At 71.4% G+C, this 21,599-nt stretch carries 20 protein-coding genes; 15 read left to right on the forward strand and 5 right to left on the reverse strand.

Annotated features, from left to right (window positions below; translation table 11 throughout):
• Nucleotides 1-12: 12 nt before the first annotated feature.
• The 6 genes from OG524_RS22740 to OG524_RS22765 all read left to right on the forward strand — a co-directional run bounded on the left by OG524_RS22740 (nucleotide 13) and on the right by OG524_RS22765 (nucleotide 4,932).
• The gene (locus OG524_RS22740; RefSeq protein WP_405811589.1) at nucleotides 13-657 is read left to right on the forward strand and encodes a DUF4328 domain-containing protein; all 645 of its coding nucleotides are present in this window, start codon (nucleotides 13-15) and stop codon (nucleotides 655-657) included.
• A gap of 234 nt (nucleotides 658-891) precedes the next feature.
• Nucleotides 892-1,332: a hypothetical protein gene (locus OG524_RS22745; RefSeq protein ID WP_405389008.1), complete on the forward strand. Its 441-nt coding sequence runs from the start codon at nucleotides 892-894 to the stop codon at nucleotides 1,330-1,332.
• 143 nt (nucleotides 1,333-1,475) lie between these two features.
• A complete protein-coding gene (locus OG524_RS22750; RefSeq protein ID WP_405393125.1) occupies nucleotides 1,476-2,105 on the forward strand; it encodes an RNA polymerase sigma factor in 630 nt (209 codons plus the stop codon).
• Nucleotides 2,102-2,881 (forward strand): hypothetical protein, encoded by a 780-nt coding sequence (locus OG524_RS22755; RefSeq protein ID WP_405811590.1) that lies wholly within the window; start codon nucleotides 2,102-2,104, stop codon nucleotides 2,879-2,881. Before OG524_RS22750 ends, OG524_RS22755 begins: the two co-directional genes overlap by 4 nt.
• Nucleotides 2,882-3,169: 288 nt before the next feature.
• Nucleotides 3,170-3,853, forward strand: a complete 684-nt coding sequence (locus OG524_RS22760; protein WP_405389006.1) for an RNA polymerase sigma factor — start codon at nucleotides 3,170-3,172, stop codon at nucleotides 3,851-3,853.
• Nucleotides 3,853-4,932: a hypothetical protein gene (locus OG524_RS22765; protein ID WP_405811591.1), complete on the forward strand. Its 1,080-nt coding sequence runs from the start codon at nucleotides 3,853-3,855 to the stop codon at nucleotides 4,930-4,932. Before OG524_RS22760 ends, OG524_RS22765 begins: the two co-directional genes overlap by 1 nt.
• A gap of 251 nt (nucleotides 4,933-5,183) precedes the next feature.
• Here OG524_RS22765 and OG524_RS22770 read toward each other — a convergent pair whose 3' ends face one another.
• Complete coding sequence (locus tag OG524_RS22770) at nucleotides 5,184-6,071, reverse strand: L,D-transpeptidase family protein (protein WP_405389004.1); 888 nt, start codon at nucleotides 6,069-6,071, stop codon at nucleotides 5,184-5,186.
• A gap of 240 nt (nucleotides 6,072-6,311) precedes the next feature.
• Between OG524_RS22770 and OG524_RS22775 the strand changes: the two genes are divergently transcribed.
• From OG524_RS22775 to leuE, 4 genes are all read left to right on the forward strand, one after another.
• Entirely contained in the window at nucleotides 6,312-7,892 is a 1,581-nt protein-coding gene (locus OG524_RS22775) for a methylmalonyl-CoA mutase (protein ID WP_405389003.1), read from the forward strand.
• A 91-nt stretch (nucleotides 7,893-7,983) separates the two neighbouring features.
• On the forward strand, nucleotides 7,984-8,292 hold the full coding sequence (locus tag OG524_RS22780) for a Uma2 family endonuclease (RefSeq protein WP_405389002.1): 309 nt from the start codon (nucleotides 7,984-7,986) through the stop codon (nucleotides 8,290-8,292).
• The gene (locus OG524_RS22785; protein WP_405811592.1) at nucleotides 8,270-8,593 is read left to right on the forward strand and encodes a Uma2 family endonuclease; all 324 of its coding nucleotides are present in this window, start codon (nucleotides 8,270-8,272) and stop codon (nucleotides 8,591-8,593) included. The genes OG524_RS22780 and OG524_RS22785 overlap by 23 nt, the downstream gene beginning before the upstream one ends.
• Nucleotides 8,594-8,758: 165 nt before the next feature.
• Nucleotides 8,759-9,418, forward strand: coding sequence for a leucine efflux protein LeuE (gene leuE, locus OG524_RS22790; protein WP_405393124.1), 660 nt, complete (start codon nucleotides 8,759-8,761; stop codon nucleotides 9,416-9,418).
• Between the two features lie 20 nt (nucleotides 9,419-9,438).
• Here the strand turns inward: leuE and OG524_RS22795 are convergent, their stop codons facing one another.
• Both OG524_RS22795 and OG524_RS22800 read right to left on the reverse strand, forming a co-directional pair.
• On the reverse strand, nucleotides 9,439-9,897 hold the full coding sequence (locus OG524_RS22795) for a MarR family winged helix-turn-helix transcriptional regulator (protein WP_405811593.1): 459 nt from the start codon (nucleotides 9,895-9,897) through the stop codon (nucleotides 9,439-9,441).
• Nucleotides 9,898-9,957: 60 nt separating this feature from the next.
• Nucleotides 9,958-11,085, reverse strand: coding sequence for an acyltransferase family protein (locus OG524_RS22800; protein ID WP_405393123.1), 1,128 nt, complete (start codon nucleotides 11,083-11,085; stop codon nucleotides 9,958-9,960).
• Nucleotides 11,086-11,450: 365 nt separating this feature from the next.
• On the opposite strand from OG524_RS22800, the gene OG524_RS22805 reads away from it, so the two are divergent.
• Both OG524_RS22805 and OG524_RS22810 read left to right on the forward strand, forming a co-directional pair.
• A complete protein-coding gene (locus OG524_RS22805) occupies nucleotides 11,451-12,992 on the forward strand; it encodes a hypothetical protein (RefSeq protein ID WP_405389000.1) in 1,542 nt (513 codons plus the stop codon).
• Complete coding sequence (locus OG524_RS22810) at nucleotides 12,989-15,313, forward strand: glycosyltransferase (RefSeq protein ID WP_405388999.1); 2,325 nt, start codon at nucleotides 12,989-12,991, stop codon at nucleotides 15,311-15,313. Before OG524_RS22805 ends, OG524_RS22810 begins: the two co-directional genes overlap by 4 nt.
• Nucleotides 15,314-15,384: 71 nt before the next feature.
• Here the strand turns inward: OG524_RS22810 and OG524_RS22815 are convergent, their stop codons facing one another.
• Both OG524_RS22815 and OG524_RS22820 read right to left on the reverse strand, forming a co-directional pair.
• Nucleotides 15,385-16,785: a polysialyltransferase family glycosyltransferase gene (locus OG524_RS22815; protein WP_405388998.1), complete on the reverse strand. Its 1,401-nt coding sequence runs from the start codon at nucleotides 16,783-16,785 to the stop codon at nucleotides 15,385-15,387.
• Entirely contained in the window at nucleotides 16,782-17,762 is a 981-nt protein-coding gene (locus OG524_RS22820; RefSeq protein WP_405388997.1) for a glycosyltransferase family 2 protein, read from the reverse strand. The genes OG524_RS22815 and OG524_RS22820 overlap by 4 nt, the downstream gene beginning before the upstream one ends.
• 208 nt (nucleotides 17,763-17,970) lie before the next feature.
• Here OG524_RS22820 and OG524_RS22825 point away from each other — a divergent pair, with 208 nt between their 5' ends.
• Genes OG524_RS22825 through OG524_RS22835 form a run of 3 tightly spaced genes read left to right on the forward strand, consistent with a single transcriptional unit; the run spans nucleotide 17,971 to nucleotide 21,596 of the window.
• Nucleotides 17,971-19,356 (forward strand): DUF6716 putative glycosyltransferase, encoded by a 1,386-nt coding sequence (locus tag OG524_RS22825; RefSeq protein ID WP_405388996.1) that lies wholly within the window; start codon nucleotides 17,971-17,973, stop codon nucleotides 19,354-19,356.
• 41 nt (nucleotides 19,357-19,397) lie between these two features.
• Nucleotides 19,398-20,648 carry a cytidylyltransferase domain-containing protein gene (locus OG524_RS22830; protein WP_405811594.1) on the forward strand — a complete coding sequence of 417 codons (1,251 nt, stop codon included), beginning with the start codon at nucleotides 19,398-19,400 and terminating at the stop codon, nucleotides 20,646-20,648.
• A gap of 12 nt (nucleotides 20,649-20,660) precedes the next feature.
• A complete protein-coding gene (locus tag OG524_RS22835) occupies nucleotides 20,661-21,596 on the forward strand; it encodes an N-acetylneuraminate synthase family protein (protein ID WP_405388994.1) in 936 nt (311 codons plus the stop codon).
• Nucleotides 21,597-21,599: the final 3 nt, after the last annotated feature.

A 21,599-nucleotide genomic window follows, 5' to 3' on the forward strand; every position in this document is an offset into this window, starting at 1 on the left:
AGGCTCCACATCATGTCCGTTCTTCAACTGCGCTCACCGATAGGGCTCTCGTATGCCGCAGTGGCCCTGCTGGGCCTGTGTGCGCTGACCGACGTGTTCGAGGTTCTGCTCGCCCTCTCCGCGCTGGCGCAGTCCGGCCTCGTCGCGAATCCGGGCCGCTTCGACACGCTCTACGGGGTGTTCTCGGGGATCCAGGGGCTCGTCTACATCTCCTGCGGGATCGTCTTCTGCGCCTGGTTGTGGCGGGTCCGGGTCAATGCCGAAATCTTCCGGCCGGACGGGCACAAGCACAGCCGGCCCTGGATCTGGGCCGGTTGGTTCGTCCCGTTCGTCAATTTCTGGTACCCGCGCCGCATCGTCGTGGACATCTGGCGGGCCAGCACCTCGGCCCGGCCCGGGGCATCGGGAACGGGTCTCGTCAATTTCTGGTGGGGCTGCTGGCTGGTCGCTCAGGGCGTGATGCTGGTGGCCCCTGAAATGGCGGAGAAAGGCATGGGAACTACCGCTTTCGGTGCTGTCGTCGCGTATACGGTGGGCTACTCGCTCCTCGACCTGGCTGCTGCCCTCCTGGCCGCCGCGATGGTCCGCAGGATGACCTCGATGCAGCACGAGAAGGCCATGGCAGGACCGACGATCAGCCCTGAGCCCGCCGCTTAGGGCTCTTCCTGTCGCGGACGTGGGTGGTTCGGGTACAGGGGGTGACGTCGGCGCAGGCGCCATCCGGTAGCCACCGTGGTCGCTCGTCGACCGGTGGAGGCCGGGGCTCCACGACGAGATGTGCCTGCTCACGGCTGTGAGAACGAACACAGCCCCCTTCGTGTGATGTTCCCGGGTCCCTGGGCGCTGGATCAGTGTCGGTGATCGTCGGCACGGCGAAGGGCAGGGGCGAACATGGGTGGGGACGAGCGGACGACGTTGCCCGGGGCCTCGGCGATGCGCGCCTGCACGTCGGAGTTCGTCACCCGGCTCACCGCGCGCAGCCGACTGCCCCTCGACTACTCGGTCGCCAGCCTCCGGCTCGTCGATCTCGTCGTCGACGGCCTGCGGCGTGACCGGCCGCAACGGGACCGGGTCGCCGAGATCCTGCTGGGACTCGGGGCGTACACGGGCGAGGTGATGGTCCGTCGGGCGGGTGGGGAGTGGGTGGACTTCGACGCCGCGCAGCGGGTGCTTTTCCAGCAGGCGGTGGGCGTGCGGATGGCCGACGGGCGGGTCTGGAATCCGCTCGGCAAGGTCGTCAACCGCTTCGAGTCGGGGCCGGACGAATCGGTGCAGCGGCTGTACCTCCTCCTGCACGGGCGTTCGGTGCGGCGGAGGGTCCTGTGCGGGTAGCGCACGGTTCCACGGGTGGGGATCCTGTGACGTTTCTGTGCCTCCGGGCGCAGAAGGCAAGGAAAGAGGGGCGCTGCCCCGGGGGAACGGCGAGAGCACGGGCGCGGTGGCCGGTGCCGGATCGGGCGTTGAGTAGGGACGTGTTGGGCACGGGCGGGGAACCACACCGCGGGGAGAGGCACGACGACGAGCTCGGCGATGCCGTCGGGCGGGCGCAGCAAGGGGACGAGGCCGCCTTCGCCCTCGTGTACCGGAGGGTGCAGCCCGGTCTTCTCGGGTACGTGCGCGGGCTCGTCGGCGAGGAGGCCGAGGACGTGGCCTCCGAAGCCTGGCTGGAGATCGCCCGCGACCTGGGGCGATTCCGCGGCGACGGAGCAGGGTTCCGTGGCTGGACCGCCACGATCGCCCGCCACCGGGCGCTCGACCACCTGAGGAAGCAGAAGCGCCGGCCCCGTCCGGCTCTGCTGGAACAGGACGTGCTCCAGCTGCCCGGCGGTCACGACACCGCCGCCCGGGCCCTGGAGACGCTGTCGACGGAGGCGGCGCTGAAGATGATCGGCGCACTGCCACGGGAGCAGGCGGAAGCCGTACTGCTGCGGGTCGTCGTCGGGCTCGACGGGCCCGCGACGGCGCGCGTACTCGGCAAACGCCCGGGGGCCGTCCGTACGGCCGCGTACCGCGGACTCAAGAGACTGGCCGAGCAGTTGTCCGAAGGCGGAGGAGCGGGCGCTGTGACGAACAGCGCGCGCCGTACGCTGGGGGGTGAAGCATGAGGAACACATCGCAGCGGCAGCCGAAGGCGCCGCAGACACCCGAACTGGCCGCGTTGCTCGCTGCGGCGCAGCGCGCGGGGGCGCTCGACGCGGACGACGAACTGCGCGCGACCACCGCCTTCCTGGCCGCGCGGGACGAGGGGGCGCACGCCTCCGTGTCGCCGTGGCGGCGGCGCCGTCGCCACGACTGGCGTCCGGCGGGGAGACGGGGCGGTGTGCGCTCGGTCCGGGTGATGCTCGGCGGGTTCGTGGCCGCGGCGACGCTGGGCGGGGTCGCGGTGGCCACCGGGTCCGGGGTGATACCGACACCGTTCGGCGACGGCGGGCAGAAGGCGCCGGATGCCGTACAGCACACGCAAGTGACTCCCACGACGCCTGGCGGGCGCCCCTCCGGTGAGGCGTGGGCGGACGGCGGCGGTTCCTCGAAGGGGGCCACGGACACCTCGGGCGGCGCACGGCCCACCGACGGTCCCGGCCGGGCTCGGGACGAGGCGGAGCTCTGCCGGGTGTACATCAGGGACCGGGGCAACGGGAAGGCCACGGACGCCACCGTCTTCGAACGGCTGGAGGCCGCCGCGGGCGAGGCGTCCGAGACCGCGGTGGCGGCGTACTGCGACACACTCGTCGGCCGGCCGTCACCGGGGAGGCCGACGAGCATCGAGGACGCCCCGGACGGGAACCGGAGGGCGGAGGAGGACGGGCCGCCGGTCTCGCCGGAAGAGAGCGGGAGTCCGAAGCCGTCGCGCAGCAGGGGCGGACCGGCCGGTGCCGGCTGACCGCGGGGGCCGCGCAGGGGGCTGCCGGAGGGAGGGCGGACGACGACCGGGGCCGCCACCCCCCACAGGAGAGGCCCCGGTCGTCTTCCATGAGGCCGCAGAGCGACCCCGTACTCACTTCAGCGCCGCGGGTGCGTTTTCTGTCACACCGCGCTGTGTCAGGGGACTGTTGCGGGTTGTACAAGTCATGGACGTGGAACAGTCCGACCACGTAGCGTGCTGATTCGCGCAGGGTGGCGCAGCGGCGGTGACCAGTCGCTATTCGGATCAGCAGGGCGGGTTGAGGGAGTGCTGGGGGACGACGCGGAGCTGACTGCCGCGGTGCTCGCGGCACAGGACGGGGACGAGGACGCCTTCCGTACTGTGTACCGCGCTGTGCACCCGCGGCTGTTGGGGTACATACGGACGCTGGTCGGCGAACCGGACGCCGAGGACGTGGCGTCCGAGTCCTGGCTGCAGATAGCGCGTGATCTCGACCGGTTCAGCGGGGACGCCGACCGGTTCCGCGGCTGGGCCGCGCGGATCGCGCGCAACCGTTCGCTCGACCACATACGGATGCGGGGCAGGCGCCCGGCGGTCGGCGGCGACGAGAGTGAACTGGCGGGCCGGGCGGCCGAATCGGACACCGCGGGCGAGGCGATGGAGTCGCTGGCCACCGGCCGTACGCTGTCCCTCATCGCCCAGCTGCCGCAGGACCAGGCCGAGGCGGTGGTGCTCCGCGTGGTGATCGGGCTGGACGCGAAGAGCGCGGCCCAGACGCTGGGCAAACGCCCCGGCGCGGTCCGCACGGCCGCCCACCGGGGACTCAAGCGGCTGGCGGAACTGGTCGGTGCGGACAACGGCCCGGACGACGAGCTTCCGGCCGCCGGTACGGGACTCGGCGCCGTGCCCGCACAGCGCCCGGCCCGCAACGGTGCGGCGGCGCCCGCCGGTGTGACGCATTCGCGTCCGTGGACGCAGAAGGACATGTGATGGCCGACGAGCAGGACGAGTGGCTTGACGCGGACGCGGCGGAGACCTTGCTCCGCGGCGAGTCCGTCGAACCCGTCGACGATCACTCCAGGGCCGAGGCCCGACAGCTGGAAGCGGCCCTGCGCGAAGTGCGCACCCCCGGGCCCTCGGGCGTCGAACTGCCCGGCGAGGCGGCGGCGATGGCCGCGTTCCGCGAGGCGTCCGGTGCCCGTACGAAGAAGGACGCCACGGCGCGGGCCGCCGGACCCGCCGGGCAGCAGGACACCCTGCACACCGTGCGGATCGGCACCGTGCGCACCCCTCCGTCCCGGCGCCCCCGCTGGACCCGCCCCGTGCGCTACGGCCTCGCCGTCTCGCTCGCGGGGTGCGCACTCGGCGGGGTGGCGGTCGCCGGGGGTACGGGCATGCTTCCGGCCCCGTTCGGCGGCCAGGGCTCCCCGGCCTCGTCCGTCTCGGCGGCCGCGTCCCCGGAGGAGCTGGGTGCCGGTGTGCCGGACGCCGGCGGACTCTCGCCCGCGCCGACGTCACCGGACGCGTCCACCCCGCCGGGCACCCCCGACGGAGCGGGCGAGGGGACGGCCCCGGACGGCGGGCACAGCGGCCTCGACGGCGACCCGGACGGCAGCGCAACGGACCGTGGGAGCGGTGACCCGGAAGGTACCGGCGACCCGGACGGCACCGGGAACGGCACGGACGCCCCCGGGGCGCCCGGCGGCTCCACGGGCGGGAACCCGGCCGAGCTGTACGAGAAGGCCGCCCGGGCCTGCCGCGACTACCGCAACGACGAGCTGAGCCGGGAGGACGAGCGGCGTCTCGTCGAGCTGGCGGACGGCGAACGCAACCTGGACCGCTTCTGTGACCGTGTCCTGAAGGACGACCCGGACGGGAGCGGGGGCAGCACGGGCGGCGGGAGCAGTTCCGGCGGCTCGGAGGGCGGCAAGGAGAACGGCGAGGGCGGCGAGGAGTCCCTCCCCTCGATCTCCTTCCGCACCCAGCCCCCGGAGGACGGCACGGACCGGAGGTCTACGGTCGGCGACCCGGTGGGAACCCCTTCCGTGCTCTCCTCGGCGACACGCTGACCTGCGCGAACATGAGCTTCGGCCATCAGGTGTGACGTTTTTCGGCTGCCCGGCGCAGTACAGAGTGCCGACTGGTCATCGGTAGCGCACATGAGCCGGGGTTCCCCCCGTACCTTCGGCTCGGCGCATCAGGCGCGGGCGGGACACGTTCCCCCGGTCCCGCCCGCGCCCCCTTATCCGGTGGAGCCGCGACCGTCCGCCGCCGGATCTCACAGCCAGGTTCGCACCGCCCGGCTCCCACCGCCCGGTTCTCACCAGTAGACGACGACCTTGTCGCCGTCCTTCACCTGGGCGAAGAGCGAGGCGATCTTCCCCTCGTCCCGTACGTTCACGCAGCCGTGCGAGGCGCCGCTGTAGCCGCGCGCAGCGAAGTCCGACGAGTAGTGCACCGCCTGGCCGCCGCTGAAGAACATGGCGTACGGCATGGGGGTGTCGTAGAGCGTCGACACGTGGTGGCGGGACTTCCAGTACACCGAGAACGCGCCTTCCCGGGTCGGCGTGTACTGCGAGCCGAAGCGGACGTCCATCGAGGAGACGACCCGGCCGTCGATCATCCACGACAGGGTCCGGCTGTTCTTGCTGATGCACAGGACCCGGCCCGTCATGCAGCGCGCGTCCGGCGTCGCCACCGGCCTGTCGGTCGGCGGGTCCAGCTCCTGGGCCGTCGGCTTCCGGGTCATCCCGAGCAGCCGCTCCCAGGTCACGGTGTCGGTGCGGCCCGTGCGGGACAGGCCCCGCTTGCCCTGGAAGGACTGCACGGAGGTGACGGTGACGGTGCCGTAGTAACCGGTGGGGCTGCGGTCGAAGTGGCCGATCTGGCGCAGCCGGGCCTGGAGTTCCCGAACCCGCTCGCTCCTGTCCCCGGTCGACATCAGGGTCTTCGGCCGCGGTACGGGCCGCGCGCTCGGCGTCTCCCCGGTGGCGGAGGGCGAGGCCGAAGGGGGCGCGCCCGTGGGGCTGCCGCTCGGCTTGGCGTCGTCCGTGGGGCCCGTGGCCGTGACGGGGGCCGTCGGCTCCGCGGCCCCCACGGTGTCGGCCCGGCAGCCCGCCGTGAGCGTGGCCAGGGCGAGCAGGCCGATGGCCGCCGTCGTCGCCGTACGTGTTCTGCCCGCACGGCCGTTCGTCCCTGTGCGTCTCATTCCGACCCCCTGGCCCGTCCGCCGCCGCCCCGGTGTTCGGCACGGATATCTCATGAGACGGATTCCCGTCCTGCCCGGTTGCCGAATCCTGCGCATGATGGGAAGCGTGCGGCCGGTCCCGCAGCGGGTCGAACGCTGTGAGCAAGGTCCCAGCCGACGGCTCTCACGGGTGCTACCGCCCCCGCTGGAGTCCGTCGCGAGGTTGTTACTGCTAAGTAGCTTGAGCGGGAGGCACAGCACATGACGCGTGAGTCCGAATCGGGACTGCCCATCGAGCCGGTGTACGGGCCGGACGCACTCGACGGCTGGCGGCCCGAGGAGAAGCTGGGCGAGCCGGGTGTGTACCCCTTCACGCGTGGCGTCTACCCGACGATGTACACCGGCCGGCCCTGGACGATGCGGCAGTACGCCGGTTTCGGCACCGCCGTCGAGTCGAACGCCCGCTACCAGCAGCTGATCGCCAACGGCACCACGGGCCTGTCGGTCGCGTTCGACCTGCCCACCCAGATGGGCCATGACTCGGACGCCCCGATCGCCTCCGGCGAGGTGGGCAAGGTCGGTGTGGCGATCGACTCCATCGACGACATGCGCGTCCTGTTCGGCGGGATCCCGCTGGACAAGGTCTCCACCTCGATGACCATCAACGCCCCCGCCTCGCTCCTCCTCCTGCTCTACCAGCTGGTCGGTGAGGAACAGGGCGTCCCGGCGGACCGGCTGACCGGCACCATCCAGAACGACGTCCTCAAGGAGTACATCGCCCGCGGCACCTACATCTTCCCGCCGAAGCCCTCGCTGCGGCTGATCGCCGACATCTTCAAGTACTGCCGTGCCGAGATCCCGAGGTGGAACACCATCTCGATCTCCGGCTACCACATGGCCGAGGCGGGGGCCTCGCCCGCGCAGGAGATCGCGTTCACCCTGGCCGACGGCATCGAGTACGTCCGTACGGCCGTCGCGGCCGGCATGGACGTGGACGACTTCGCCCCCCGGCTCTCCTTCTTCTTCGTCGCCCGTACGACGATCCTGGAGGAGGTCGCCAAGTTCCGTGCCGCGCGCCGGATCTGGGCGAAGGTGATGAGGGAGGAGTTCGGCGCGAAGAACCCCAAGTCGCTGATGCTCCGCTTCCACACGCAGACCGCGGGCGTCCAGCTCACCGCCCAGCAGCCCGAGGTCAACCTGGTCCGGGTCGCCGTGCAGGGCCTCGGCGCGGTCCTCGGCGGCACGCAGTCGCTGCACACCAACTCCTTCGACGAGGCCATCGCCCTCCCCACCGACAAGTCGGCCCGCCTGGCCCTGCGCACCCAGCAGGTCCTGGCGTACGAGACGGACGTGACGGCGACGGTGGACCCCTTCGCGGGTTCGTACGTGGTCGAGAAGATGACCGACGACGTCGAAGCCGCGGCCCTGGAGCTGATGCTCAGGGTCGAGGACATGGGCGGCGCGGTCAACGCCATCGAACGCGGCTTCCAGAAGGGCGAGATCGAGCGCAGCGCCTACCGGATCGCGCAGGAGACCGACAGCGGAGAGCGCGTGGTCGTCGGCGTCAACCGCTTCCGCCTCGACGAGGAGGAGCCGTACGAGCCCCTCCGTGTCGACCCGGAGATCGAGGCCCAGCAGGCCGCCCGGCTGGCGAAGCTCCGGGCCGAGCGTGACCAGGGGGCGGTGGACGCGGCACTGGCCGAGCTGAAGCAGGCGGCGGAGGGCACAGCCAACGTCCTCTACCCGATGAAGGACGCGCTCAGGGCCCGGGCGACGGTGGGCGAGGTCTGCAACGCGCTGCGGGAGGTCTGGGGGACGTACGTTCCGACGGACGCGTTCTGAACGGCGGGCCCCACCCTCGCGGGTGATCTCCCGCCGATCACCCGCGCCCGTGGACAAGCTCGTGAACAGTGGTCTCCGAAAGGAGGATGCCGTGGCTGTGGGCCGGCACGAGGAGCAGATGACGACGGTGCGGTCCGAGCTGACGATCGGCGAGGCGGCCGAGCAGGCCGCACGCTCGCTGCCCGGGCATCGCGTGGAGATCCTCCAGGGGAGGCTCACTGTGACACCACCGGCCGACGGATCGCATGCTCCGGCACTGTCCTGGCTCAGCGAGGAATTCGGTGTCGGAGCGCGTGGGGTCGGGCTGAGACTGGTCCAGGCGGTCGGGCTCTGGCTGTCCACCGGCCCGGACGACTACGCGATTCCCGATCTCGCGGTTGTCGAACTCCGATTTCCGTGACGCGCACGTCATGAAGAACCGCTACGCCCCACACGTCTTCCGCATGGTTCTGGAGGTCACCTCGACCAACTGGGCGGACGGTTTCGGCCCCAAGGCCGAGGACTACGCCCAGGCGGGCATCCCGGTCTGCGTGGTCGCCGACCGCAAGCACGACCAGGTGCTGGTCTGCACCGATCCGCGCGGCGGGAGTACCGGAACCGGACACCCCACAGGCGGAGGGATGTCGTTCAGCGTGCCGGACGTCGTCGGTGTGGAGACGGAGCGCTCCGTGGACCGTCTGCTGGACGGCGACGAGGACTGAGGACCGGCCTGCGGCGAGGATCGCCCCGCGCCCGGTACCGCCACGCGCCCGGTACCGAATCCGCGCCCGGTACCGCCACGCGCCCGGTACCCCCGGACCAGGGCCGATCCGCCGTATTCCGGACCGCCCGGACGGAGTGTCGTACCCGCGTGCGACACTCCGTTCATGCTGGGTGTGACCGATCTTCCGACCTATCTCGCCGGCCTGGTGCTGATCATTCTGCTGCCGGGGCCCAATTCGCTGTACGTGCTGTCCGTCGCCGCCCGGCGCGGTGTGCGGACCGGGTATGTGGCCGCCGCGGGCGTCTGGACCGGGGACACGGTCCTGATGACGCTGTCCGCGCTGGGCGCCGCCTCCCTGCTGCAGACGACACCGCTGCTCTTCGCCGTCGTGAAGTACGCCGGCGCGGGCTATCTGACCTGGCTGGCCATCGGGATGCTGCGCGCAGCCGTGTCGATGTGGCGCGATCGGCACCGGCGGGTCGCCGAGCTGACGGAGGCGGACACGACGCCCGCGACGTCGGTCGAGCGGCCCTACCGGCGGGCGCTCGTGGTCAGTCTGCTCAACCCGAAGGCCATCCTGTTCCTGATCTCCTTCTTCGTGCAGTTCGTCGATCCGGGCTACGCCTATCCGGCGCTGTCCTTCCTGCTGCTGGGCGCTCTGCTGCAGATCGGCAGCTTCCTGTACCTCACGGCGCTCATATTCGGCGGCACCCGCCTGGCCACAACGTTCCGCCGCCGTAAGCGGCTGTCGGCGGGGGCAACTTCGGCGGCGGGTGTGCTGTTCCTCGGTTTCGCGGCGAAGCTCACCTTCAGCAGCGTCTGAGCCACGCGGGGCCGGGGCGCTCAGTGGTGCCAGGCCTTGCCCCCCACGTTGTGGATCATGCGCTGGAGGACCTTGAGGGCGGCGACGAACTCCTCGTCCGGGATGCCGGCGTGGATCTCCGCGCGCGCCCGGGAGACCCGCTCGTACGCCATCGCGCGCAGTGCGTGTCCTTCCGGGGTCAGCCGCAGCCGGGTGGTGGCGTCCTGGGTGACCAGACCGTCGACGACGAGTGCGTCGATCTCGGGGTCCAGCCCGTCCCCGATGTGCAGATAGCCGCGGAGCATCGCGACCACCTCGGCCCGTGGACGGCCCGCCCCGTCCGCGTCCACGAGCTGGTTGAGGACCCACCAACGCGGCTGGGTCAGGCCGTGTTCGGCCAGGGCGGAGCGGATGTGGGTGACGGTGGCTTCATGGGTGGCCCAGCTCCAGTAGCCGATCGGCTGCCGTGCCAGTTCCGCGTCGTCGTGTGAGTGGTCCATGTCCCCGAACATAGAAGCTCAAGCATGCTTGAGGTCAAGGGGTGGCCGTCCGGGGTACCGCTAGCGGGTCCGTGGGGTGGCCGAGGGGGTGAGGGCCTTCCGCAGCAGCGGGGTGGACCACCGCTCCACGTACCGGTGCAGCAGCCAGGCCAGCACCAGCATCGCCCCGACCGTGAGCACGGCCGTGAGCGCCGCGGGAACGCCGAGGGTGCGGTGCAGCGCCCCCACGACCACCCACCCCAGATGTTCGTGGACCAGGTAGAAGGGATACGTCAGCGCCCCCGCGACCGTCAGCCAGGGCCAGTCGACCCGGTGCAGCGCGCCCACGGCGATGGCGGCGACCGCGACGAAGCCGGCCGTCACGATCAGGATGATCACCAGCGACGAGCGGTACGAGAACGCCTCCTGGCCGGCCGGATGCCACAGGTCCGCCACCGCGTAGTGCTGGCCCAGCAGCCAGCTCACCCCGACGATGCCCCACGCCACCGCGTCCCGGCGGTCGCGGTGGACCAGGTAGAGGCCGATGCCGCCGATGAAGAAGGGGGCGTGCTCCGGCATGAGGAGCACATCGAGGAACGGCTGGCCGGACGCCTTCGTGAGAGCCGCAGCCAGCGTCCACACGGCGCAGAAGAGCACGATCCGCTGCCGGTTCGCCCCGGGCAGGACGACGAACAGGGCGAACAGCGCGTAGAAGCGGATCTCCGCCCACAGCGTCCAGCACACCCCCAGCACCCGGCTCGCCCCCAACGGCTGCTGGAGCAGGGTCAGATTGACCAGCGCGTCGCTGGGCGAGACGGCCGCGTACGTCACCACCGGCAGCGCGAAGACCAGGGTCACCAGCACGACCGCGGCCCAGTAGGCGGGCATCAGGCGTGCGACGCGCGAGGCGAAGAACGAGGACAGTGACCGGCCCCAGCCGCTCATGCAGATCACGAAGCCGCTGATGACGAAGAAGATCTGCACGCCCAGCGGGCCGTAGGCGAACCAGGTGTGGGCGGTGGGGAACTGGACCGCGGGCGAACTGCCCCACGCCGTGGTGATGTCACCGCCCCGGCCGCCGTAGTGGTAGGCCGCCACCATCAGCGCGGCGAGCAGCCGCAACCCGTCGAGCGCGCGCAGCCGGGGCCGCGACCGGGCAGGCCGTGACGGCGGCGCGGAGGCCCCGGCGTCGTCACGGGGCGACGGCACCGACCCCACCGAGCCCGGTGACGTCCCGGTCCCCTCGGTGAAGCCCGGCCCCGGTGTCGCGGCGGCCTTCGACGGCCCCGCTCCGGTCCTCCCCGCGTCCTGCGGTGTGATGGTCACAGCCACTCCATTCAGCCGGTGCGCCGCGTCAGCGTAGGTCCGCGCAGAGGGACAGAACGGTCAGGAAGCGTGCAGTTTCCCGGGCTGACAGGGCGAGTTCATCTGCCAGTCGTACGGGTTTTCTACCGTGACGCCGAACCGCAACCTGTTGTGCGGACGCAGCCTCCGAGCCGTTCCGGCGGAGGTGTCCGCGACCGCGTACGAACCGACGCCCACCTCCCCCACGGGCATCAGACGCTTGGAGCGCCATGACGAAAGCCCGCCCCCGTTGGCAACGGCCACGTGACGTGGAGGTCCCGGCCCCACGCGCAGGCACCGCCTCCACCGCCGTCACCCCCACCGACCTGGACGTATGCCTGCGCGCCTGCGCCGCCCACAGCGGAAAGCTCGTCGCGGGGCTCGACCGGCGTCGCACGGCACTCGCGGAGGCGCTGCGTCATCTGCTGGCGGCACACGCGACGACGGCCCCCGCCGCTGCGGCGCCCGCCGCCTCGCTGCCGCTGATACGGCGCACCGTCAAGGGCGGGACGAGCGCCGGCCCCGTACTCGCCGACGAGCTCATGGACCCGCTCCTCGCGGTTGGCAACAAGGCGCTGGAGTGCGGCTACGAGGACGAGACGAAGCTCGCCCTGCTCGTCGCGGACACCGTGCTCACCCAGCGCAAGCGCTCCCGCGCGGGCTGGCGGCTGCGCGCCCGCGTCCTGGAGGCGATGGGCGCGGAGACCGCAGCCCTCGACGCGTACGAGCGCTACCTCGGCCTGACCGACGACGACGGATTCGGTGTGGCCGCCAAGGTCGCCGGGCTGCGGCTGGGCGGGGAGATCCAGCACGAGCTGGTCCGGCGGCTGGAGGAGGACTGCCCCGCCGCCGGCCGGTTCACCGACCGTCCCGTCACCGAGTCCTGGGCCGAGGGCCTGGAACTGCACGCGCGCGGGGACTGGGCAGGGGCACAGCCCCGGCTGGTCGGAGCGCTGCTCGCGCAGACCCGGAACGGCACCCCCGTGACCGAGATCCAGGCCACGGCCTCCCAGTACCTCGGCCTCGCGAGGGAGGCGAGCGGCGTCATCGGCGGCGGACGCGGCACGGGCGACCCCACCGGGCCCACCCCGCTCACCGAACTCACCGAGCTCTACGCCGAACAACGCAGGAACCGGGCGCGCGGCGCCGTCGCGGACCCCACCTTCGACGGCGTCGAATGGATCACGCTCGGCGAGTTCCGCAACCGCATCGCTGGCAAGTCGATCTGCCTGATCGCCAACTCGCAGCGCGTCGGCAACGGCTCGATGGGCGCCGAGATCGACGCCTACGACCTCGTCGTCCGCTTCAACTCGTACAAGATCGACCCGGCGGCGACCGGCCGGCGCACCGACATCCACGCCACCATCCACAAGCACAGCTTCAACTGGGACCAGCGCGTGGACACCAGGCTCGTCTTCGGCGGGGTCTCCGGCGGCTGGAAGCAGTCCCTGCGCAGCCGGATCGTGCCCGGTGCGCAGACCTGCCTCGGCGACGAGTCGCTGCGCTGGCCGCTACGCGAGATCGGCAAGGTCGGCAGCGACGTCTGGCCCGCCATCCCCACCACCGGTTTCAACATGCTGTGGCTGCTGGACTTCCTGGACGTCAGCCCGCAACTGGACCTGATCGGCTTCGACTTCTACGAGAGCGGCGCCTACCGGCTGGCCGGTGCGATGAAGATGCCCATCACCTCCGTGCACGAGTACACCAGCGAAAAGGCGTGGGTCATGGAACGCGCCCAGAGCGTCACCGATGCGAGGATCCGACTGCGATGACGACCGCGCCTTCCATTCCGACCGCAGCCAACGCGCTCACCGGCAAGCGCCGGGTCGCCTTCGCGAGCTTCGTGGACGAGAACTACCTCCCGGGCTTCCTGACCCTGCTCCGCAGCCTGGCGCTGTCCAACCCGTCCGTCTGCGAGGACTTCCTCGTCCTCCACGACGGTCTGCGCACCGACTCCCTCGCGAAGATCCGCGCATTGCACCCGCGCGTCTCCTTCCGCCAGGTCGACGCCGCGCACTACGACAGCTACGCCAAGGGCGACCAGGACAACTACCTGGTGCGCAAGGCGTACTTCATCCTCGACGTGTTCCGGGTGCGCGACTACGACACCGTGATCACCCTGGACACCGACATGGTGGTCCTCGGTGACCTGGGCGAACTGCTGGAGCTGCGCGACGGCCTCGCCGCCGTACCGCAGTTCTTCTACGGTCAGCACAAGCTCAACAGCGGGCTGCTCGTCATCCAGCGCGAGTTCCTGAGCGACGACTTCTGCGCGAAGCTGGACGAGGTCGGACGCAACGGTTCGTACGAGCTCGACAAGCACGACCAGGGCATCCTCAACGCCGTGCTCGACGGCGGGTTCCTCCACCTCGACGCCCGGTACAACTTCGTCAAGCGGCGCCTCTCGGGAGACCTTCCGGTCCCGGACGACACCGCGATCCTGCACTTCACCGGGCGCCACAAGCCGTGGCAGGGCGGAGAGGCCGGCTACACCCAGGCCGAGGACCGCTGGCACGCGTACGAGCTCTCCGAGGCCGACTTCCACGACGCCTACCTCTCCCTGCCCGGCACCAAGCACCACGACCTGCTGGTGCACTACGGCACCCCGCACGTCCGGCGGACCGGCGACGTCGAGACCGCGCGTCGCGTCGCGGGCGCCCACATAGGGGCGGGGGAGTACCAGGAGGCGGTGGACCTCCTGGGCGGCATCCGGATCCCGGTGGACGAGGCCTGGGCGCACGAGGTGCTGGGGCACGCCCTGATGAGTGTCTCCCGCTACGGTGAGGCGCGCGCCGAGCTGATGCTGGCCACCGCCGCCCCGAACCGGGCCGCGACCTCCTTCGGACGGCTCGCCCAGATCGCCTGGATCCACGGCGACGACGAGGCGGCCGCCGAATACGCCCTGGACGGGCTCGGGGTCGACCCGACGCACCGGGCGAACCGGCTGATGTACAAGCGCACCACCGCCGCGAAGCCGCCCGCCGAAGGCAGGCCCGCCGAACAGCTCGCCCATGTCGCCTTCTACATGGAGCAGCAGGGCAACGCCGGGGACAAGCTGCTGCCGGAGAGCGTGCGCCTCGCGTTCGACCAGGACACCGGTCCCGCCCGCTGGCACTCCGTGCACGCCCACCGCCTCTTCGACGAAGCGGCACTGGAGCGGGTCAACGCCCGCCGCGGCCTGGTCATCGGCGGCGGAGGCCTCTTCATCCCGGACACCGCGCCCAACGGCAACAGCGGCTGGCAGTGGAACGTCCCCGACGCGCTCCTGGAGCGCATCGACGTACCCGTCATGGTCTACGCCGTCGGCTTCAACGCCTTCGACGGACAGGCCTACGGCCAGAGCCGCAACCGCTTCCTGTCCAGTCTGCGCAAGCTGGTGGAGCGCTCCGCGTTCTTCGGGCTGCGCAACCACGGCTCCATCGAGAAGGTGCGCGACCTGCTCCCGGCCGAACTGCGGGACAAGGTGCGCTTCCAGCCCTGCCCGACGACCGTGACCCGGCAGACGACGCCCGGCTGGACCGACCCCGCCGAGCGGGACGACACCATCCTGATCAACGCCGCGTACGACCGGGCCGGGCTCCGCTTCGGCCACGACTACGGGCACTTCCTCGGCGAGATGGCCACCGCGGTCAAGGGGCTCGGCGCGTACGGCGAGGTGCGGTGCGTGGCGCACTCGCTGGACGACGAGCGGATCGCGTTCGACCTGCGGCGCGAGCACGGCATCTCGCTGCCGGTGATCCCGATGTACGACTTCGACAACGACGCGATCCGGGACACGTACGCGCGTACGAAGCTGGTCATCGGGATGCGCGGCCACGCGGGCATGATCCCGTTCGGCTGCGGAACCCCGATCATCAGTCTGATCTCGCACCCGAAGATGGCGTACTTCCTGGCGGACATCGAGCGGCCCGAGTGGGGCATCTCCGTCCACGACCGGCACCTCGGCGCACGTCTCGTCGAGCGGGCCGCCGGGCTGCTGTCCGACCACGCGGCGACGGTCGCCGATGTGCACGGCCGTCAGCAGGAACTGTGGAAGATCACCGAGGCGAACGCGGCCGACCTGCGGGTCATCCTGGGCGGCCGGACCGTCTGACCCCGTTCACGGCGAAGAGCCGGGCGGACCTGGTCCCAGGTCCGCCCGGCTCCTGTCGTGGGACGCCCGCGCTACTTCCGCACGGCCCGTCGCAGTGAGCGCGCCCGGCGCACCACCCTGCGTACGGCGGCGTTGCGGGGCAGGAACGCGAACTGCGCGGGAACCCCGCCCGGCAGCCCCAGCGAGGTGAGCCGGCGGCGCTTGAAGTACCGCAAGGTCGTGCTGTCATCGAGCCGGGTGGAGAGATAGAGCTCGGCCTCGGGGCGCAGACCGGGGTGAATCCGCGGCTGCATCGCGAAGCCGACCGCCCTGACCAGCGCGGGCACATCCAGCCCCGTACCCACCGAAGGCCGCTGGGCCTCGACCGCCGGACGGTCCGTCAGCTCGGGAAGCAGCGCGTCCACGAGCGTGACGGGCATCCGGTTGCTGTTCTCGTACGGGGACAGCCGGTCCAGGAGCATCTCCGTACCGACCCGTGCGACCGGCAGCCCGTAGAGCGACGACGCGGTGAGCAGCGCGGTCGAGAAGCAGCCGACGACCAGGGCCGGGCGCATCCGCTGGTAGATCACCTCGGCGAGCACCGGAGTGGTGAGTATCCCGGCGTCCAGCACGGTCAGTTCGGCGCCCAGCCGTACCGCTTCCTCCTCCATGCCCCGGGTCCACCGGGCCGGGGCGGTGGGATGCGGTTTGAACACCAGGCGGGTGTGGCCGAGCGCGACCGCGCCGCGCATCATCCGCAGGTGCAGTTCCTCCTCCTCCGCCGGGGAGATCAGCTTCAGCGCGGAGAGGTACTGGCCGAGCAGCAGCGCCGACGCGTCCACGGACGGCAGGTCCACGGACACGTCGGCCAGTTCACCCAGCACCTTGAGGAAGCTCTCGCTCGGCACGACCACGGGCGCCGCGCCGAACTCGGTGAGCAGCAGTGGCTTCAGCCCCGGCACCAGGTCGAGGTGGAGCACGCGCCGCACCCGCGTGCCGACCAGCGGATCGACCTTGTTGCGGGTGGGGCCGTAGCTCATCAGCCCGTCGGCGTACACGTCGATCGGGACGCCGGTGAAGATCTGGGCGACGGCGATGGCCGGGTTGACCTGGATGGACTCGATCGTCAGCTGGACGTCGTCGTCGCCCAGGTCCCAGGCGAGCCGCAGATACCGCTCCCACAGGGGCAGATCGTCCGGCCGGGGCGACCAGTTGCCCGGATGGAAGGGTGCGATGGTCTCGTTCCAGGACACCACGTCGTCGAACCGTCCGCGCAGCCGATCGAACCCCGGCATCGCGTCGACGGCGAGGGACGTCTCCGGGACCGCCGCGTTGTTCGCGACGAGCAGGATGCGCCGGTCGGCCTCGCCGAAGCAGCCGGAGTCGAGGGCGGCGGCGAGGGTGGCCGTCCCGTAGAGGGTGGAGGCCAGGAAGATCTGCGTGGTGCGGCGTGCCGCACCGGTGCGTGAGGTGCTCGTCCGGGGAGCGCTCATGCCGCCGCCGCCTCCTTCGCGGTGGCGGGCCGGCGCCGCAGCCGCCGCAGCTGGGTCGCCCGCTCGATGTCCATGGAGTCGAGGGCCTCGTCCAGCACCCGCTGCGGCATCCGCCGCAGCGCCGACGCACTCATGGTGCGCAGGGTGCGGGCCACGTCCGGTTCGAACTTCGAGATCTCGGACAGGTGGTGCGTGATGATCGCGCAGTAGGTGCGCACGGCTTTCGGCAGGAACAGGTCCGCGTCACGGTCCTGGGAGGTGTCCGCGATGACCTGGTCGAACGCCGGGATGAAGTCGAGCTGCCGCATGTCGCCGATCTGCGTGAGGGACGAGGTGACACCCCGCCGGTAGAAGATGCCCAGCAGACCGGACACGGCGAAGGACTCGGCCTCGCGGTGCAGGCGCCAGATCCACGGCCGGTCCTCGGCCGTGCGGAGGTTCTCGGGGAAGTGCAGCAGGCCGCCGTCCAGGAGCCTGCGGTGGTAGACGCCCGCCCAGGAGTACGGATAGTCGACCGGTGTCGAGCGGTCCCCGGGCAGGATCACCGAACGCGGATCGACCACGCTGTCGCGCGGGCCGTACGGCACCCGGTACACGGTGCGCTCGGTGCCCGTGCACCGGACATGGTCCGTACGCAGGAAATCGCAGCCGAGATCCTCGATGTTCGCGACCAGCTTCTCGAAATAGCCGGGGGAAACCCAGTCGTCGCCGTCCAGGAAGGTGATGTATTCACCACGCGCCACGTCCAGGCCCGTGTTCCTGGCGGCCGACACCCCGCTTTCCTCCCGTCTGATGTGAACGGCGCCGGGGAGGTCGCGTGCCGCGCGTTCCAGGATCTCCCGTGTCCCGTCGGTCGAACAGTCGTCGACGAGGATGAACTCGAAGTCCTCGCGGGCGTTGGCCCGCAGGCTTCTCAGGGCGTCGGGCGCGTATGTCTGCACGTTGAAGAACGGCATGATGACGGAGAGCTTAACCACCCGCATCACGCTAGGGCGGGCCCTCGCATTTGCCTTGTCCCCGGCAAGGACGGTGGGTGAACGGCGAATGTAGGAACGGTGAACCAGCCGGATTCCGGGCCGGATCCGCGTCGATCCGGAGTCGATTGGCCAACAGTCGGTGGGCTGTTAACCATTTGTTGCCCCCCCGTTGGGCCGCGCATCGAAATGCCTTCCTAGCTTTTAGGGCGTGCCTCCACGTACCAGTAACGCGGCTGACCCGGCCGACACCGAAGCCGCCTCCCCGGCGCTCAGGATTGCCGTGCTCGCCGACTCCGACACCCGGTGGAAGTGGGGCGCGCTCACCGCGCGCCGCCTGACCGCCAGGGGTGCCGGACCCGGCGGGGACGACCGCCCTGTCGAGGTCAGCGGGCTGCTGCTGCGGGGCCGGGCCACCCCGACCCCCCGGCAGCTCGCCGAGGTCGGAGAGGTCGGCGTGGACGCCGGCCGGGTGCGTGAGGTGACGGCCGTCGAATTCCTGCACGCCGTGCGGGACGAGGGGTACGACGTCGTCGTGCTCGCCCTCGTCGGCGGTGCCGTCCAGGCGATGCTGCACGGACTGGCCGCCCTCGGCCTGCCCCGCAGGCCCGTGGTCGTCACCGGTTACGTGGGGGTCGTCTACGAGAAGCTCGCCGACGGCCTCCTGCTGCGGCACGGCGCGGACATCGTCCTCGCCAACTCCCGGGACGACGCACGGCGCTTCCGTGCCGTGTACGAAGGGGTCGGCGCCGACGCGTCGGCCGTCACGGAGGCCGCCCTGCCGTTCCTCGGCGGGGCGCCGTACCGGCCGGAAGAGGGCCGCGACACCATCGTGTTCGCAGCCCAGCCCTCCGTACCGGCCTCCCGGGCCGACCGCACGTACCTGCTGCGCAGGCTCGTCGAGCACGCCCGGCTGCACCCGAAGCGCGAGGTGCTCCTCAAGCTGCGCTCCAAGCCGGGCGAGCACACGACCCACATCGAGGAACTGCCCTACCAGCGGCTCGCGGAGCGCGTCCCGGGCGGGCTGCCGCCCAACTTCAGCCTGGTGTACGGGCACATGGGCGAGGTCCTGGACCGTACCGACCTGCTGGTCACGGTCTCCTCGACGGCGGCGCTCGAATCCCTGCACCGCCGCATCCCGACCGCGGTCCTCTCCGACCTCGGCGTCCGGGAGATCCTCGGCAACCACCACTTCATCGGCTCCGGACTGGTCACCTCCTGGGACCGGATCGACGGCGGGCACCGCCCCCGGCCCGACGAGGACTGGGTGTCCGGCCAGGGCGTCGCCGCCGACGGCTCGTACGAGTCGGCCTACGACACCGCCCGGGCCAAGGTCGCCGTCCTCCTCGGGCGCGACACCCTCCCGGGCATCGCGCCCTACTACACCCCCGCCACCGCCCCCGGATACCTCCCGGGCATCCTCGCCCGCCACCACCTCTCCGCCGACGGGCACCCCCTGCCGGGTGCCGAGGCACCCAAGGAGACCGGCCGGGTCAGGGGCGCGGTGCGCCAGACCGTACGCAACGCGGCACGCGGCGCCTACCGCCACGGCGTCCAGCGGGTCGCCCCCGTGATCCGCCGGATGGGCGAGCTGTGACCACCGCCCCCGCCGCCACGCCCTTCGCTTCAGGAGCAGCCATGACCCCGCCACCGGCCCCGACCGTGCTCGCCGTGATTCCCGCCCGCGGCGGATCCAAGGGCGTTCCCGCCAAGAACCTCGCCCAGGTCGGCGGCGTCCCTCTGGTGGCCCGCGCGGTCCGAGCCTGCCTCTCCTCCCCGGAGGTCACCGACGTCGTCGTCACCACCGACGACCCGGCCATCGCGGACGCGGCCAGGGCAGCGGGCGACGCGCTCGGCGAGTCCGGCCGGCTGCACTGCGTCCAGCGCCCCGCCGCCATCGCCGGTGACACCGCGACCAGCGAGGCCGCGGTCCTGCACGCCCTGGACGCCTACGAGTCGATGCAGCCCGGCCGGCAGGCCGACGTGGTGCTCCTCGTCCAGTGCACCAGCCCCTTCATCACCCGCGAGGACATCGACGGCGTCGCCGCCGCCGTCGCCCGCGAAGGCGCCGACACGGCCGTCACCGTCGCCCCGTTCCACGGCTTCGTCTGGCGCGACGGCAGCGCGGTGGAGGACGACACCTACGGCGTCAACCACGACAAGGCCGTACGCCCCCGCCGCCAGGACCGCCCGCAGGACCTGCTGGAGACCGGCGCCGCGTACGCCATGGCCGTCCCCGGCTTCCGCACCCACCGCCACCGCTTCTTCGGCCACACCGCGCTCGTACGCACCGACCCCGCCCGGGTGCTGGAGATCGACGACCCGCACGACCTGGCCCGCGCCCGCGCCCTCGCCCCCCTCCTGGACCCGTCGCCGCTGCCGACCCGCGAGGACGTCGACGCCGTCGTCCTCGACTTCGACGGCACCCAGACCGACGACCGCGTCCTCATCGACTCCGACGGACACGAGATCGTCGCCGTGCACCGCGGCGACGGCCTCGGCATCGCCGCCCTGCGCAAGGCCGGCGTACCGCTCCTGATCCTCTCCACGGAACAGAACCCGGTCGTCGCCGCCCGCGCCCGCAAGCTCCAGGTCCCCGTCCTGCACGGCATCGACCGCAAGGACCTGGCGCTCAAGCAGTGGTGCGAGGAGCAGGGCTTCGACCCCGGCCGCGTCCTGTACGTCGGCAACGACGTCAACGACCTGCCCTGCTTCGGCCTGGCGGGCTGGCCCGTCGCCGTCGCGAGCGCCCACGACTCGGTACGCGCCGCCGCGCGCGCCGTCACGACCACACCCGGCGGGTTCGGCGCCATCCGCGAGATCGCGGCCTGGCTCCTGGGCCCCACCCTCACCACCAGCCCCACCCCTGCCAACACCCCCACCAAGTAAGGAAGCACCACCATGAGCAGCACCTCCCGTCTGCGCACGCTCGGCACCCGCACCGCCGGCCCCGGCCACCCCGTCTACATCACGGGTGAGATCGGCATCAACCACAACGGCGAGCTCGACAACGCCCTCGCGCTGATCGACGTGGCTGCCGAGGCCGGCTGCGACGCCGTCAAGTTCCAGAAGCGCACCCCGGAGATCTGCACCCCGCGCGACCAGTGGGACATCGAGCGCGACACCCCCTGGGGCCGGATGACCTACATCGACTACCGCCACCGCGTCGAGTTCGGCGAGGCCGAGTACCAGGCCATCTCCGACCACTGCGCCAAGCGCGGCATCGACTGGTTCGCCTCCCCGTGGGACACCGAGGCCGTCGCCTTCCTGGAGAAGTTCGACGTCCCGGCGCACAAGGTCGCCTCGGCCTCCCTCACCGACGACGAGCTCCTGCGCTCGCTGCGCGCCACCGGCCGCACGGTCATCCTCTCCACCGGCATGTCCACCCCGCGCCAGATCCGCCACGCGGTCGAGGTCCTCGGCAGCGACAACATCCTGCTCTGCCACGCCACGTCGACGTACCCGGCGAAGGCCGAGGAGCTCAACCTGCGCGTCATCAACACCCTGCAGGGCGAGTTCCCGAACGTCCCGATCGGCTACAGCGGCCACGAGACGGGCCTCCAGACGACCCTCGCCGCCGTCGCGCTCGGCGCCGCGTTCGTCGAGCGTCACATCACCCTCGACCGCGCCATGTGGGGCTCCGACCAGGCCGCCTCCGTCGAGCCGCAGGGTCTCACCCGTCTCGTCCGCGACATCCGCACCATCGAGGCCTCCCTCGGTGACGGCGTCAAGAAGGTCTACGAGTCGGAGCTCGGCCCGATGAAGAAGCTCCGCCGGGTCACGGGCGTCGTCGCCGAGACCGAGAACGCGCCGGCCGCCGAGCCGGTCGCGGTCTGACGG

It is taken from the genome of Streptomyces sp. NBC_01520, assembly GCF_045040375.1.
Classification (GTDB): Bacteria; Actinomycetota; Actinomycetes; order Streptomycetales; family Streptomycetaceae; genus Streptomyces.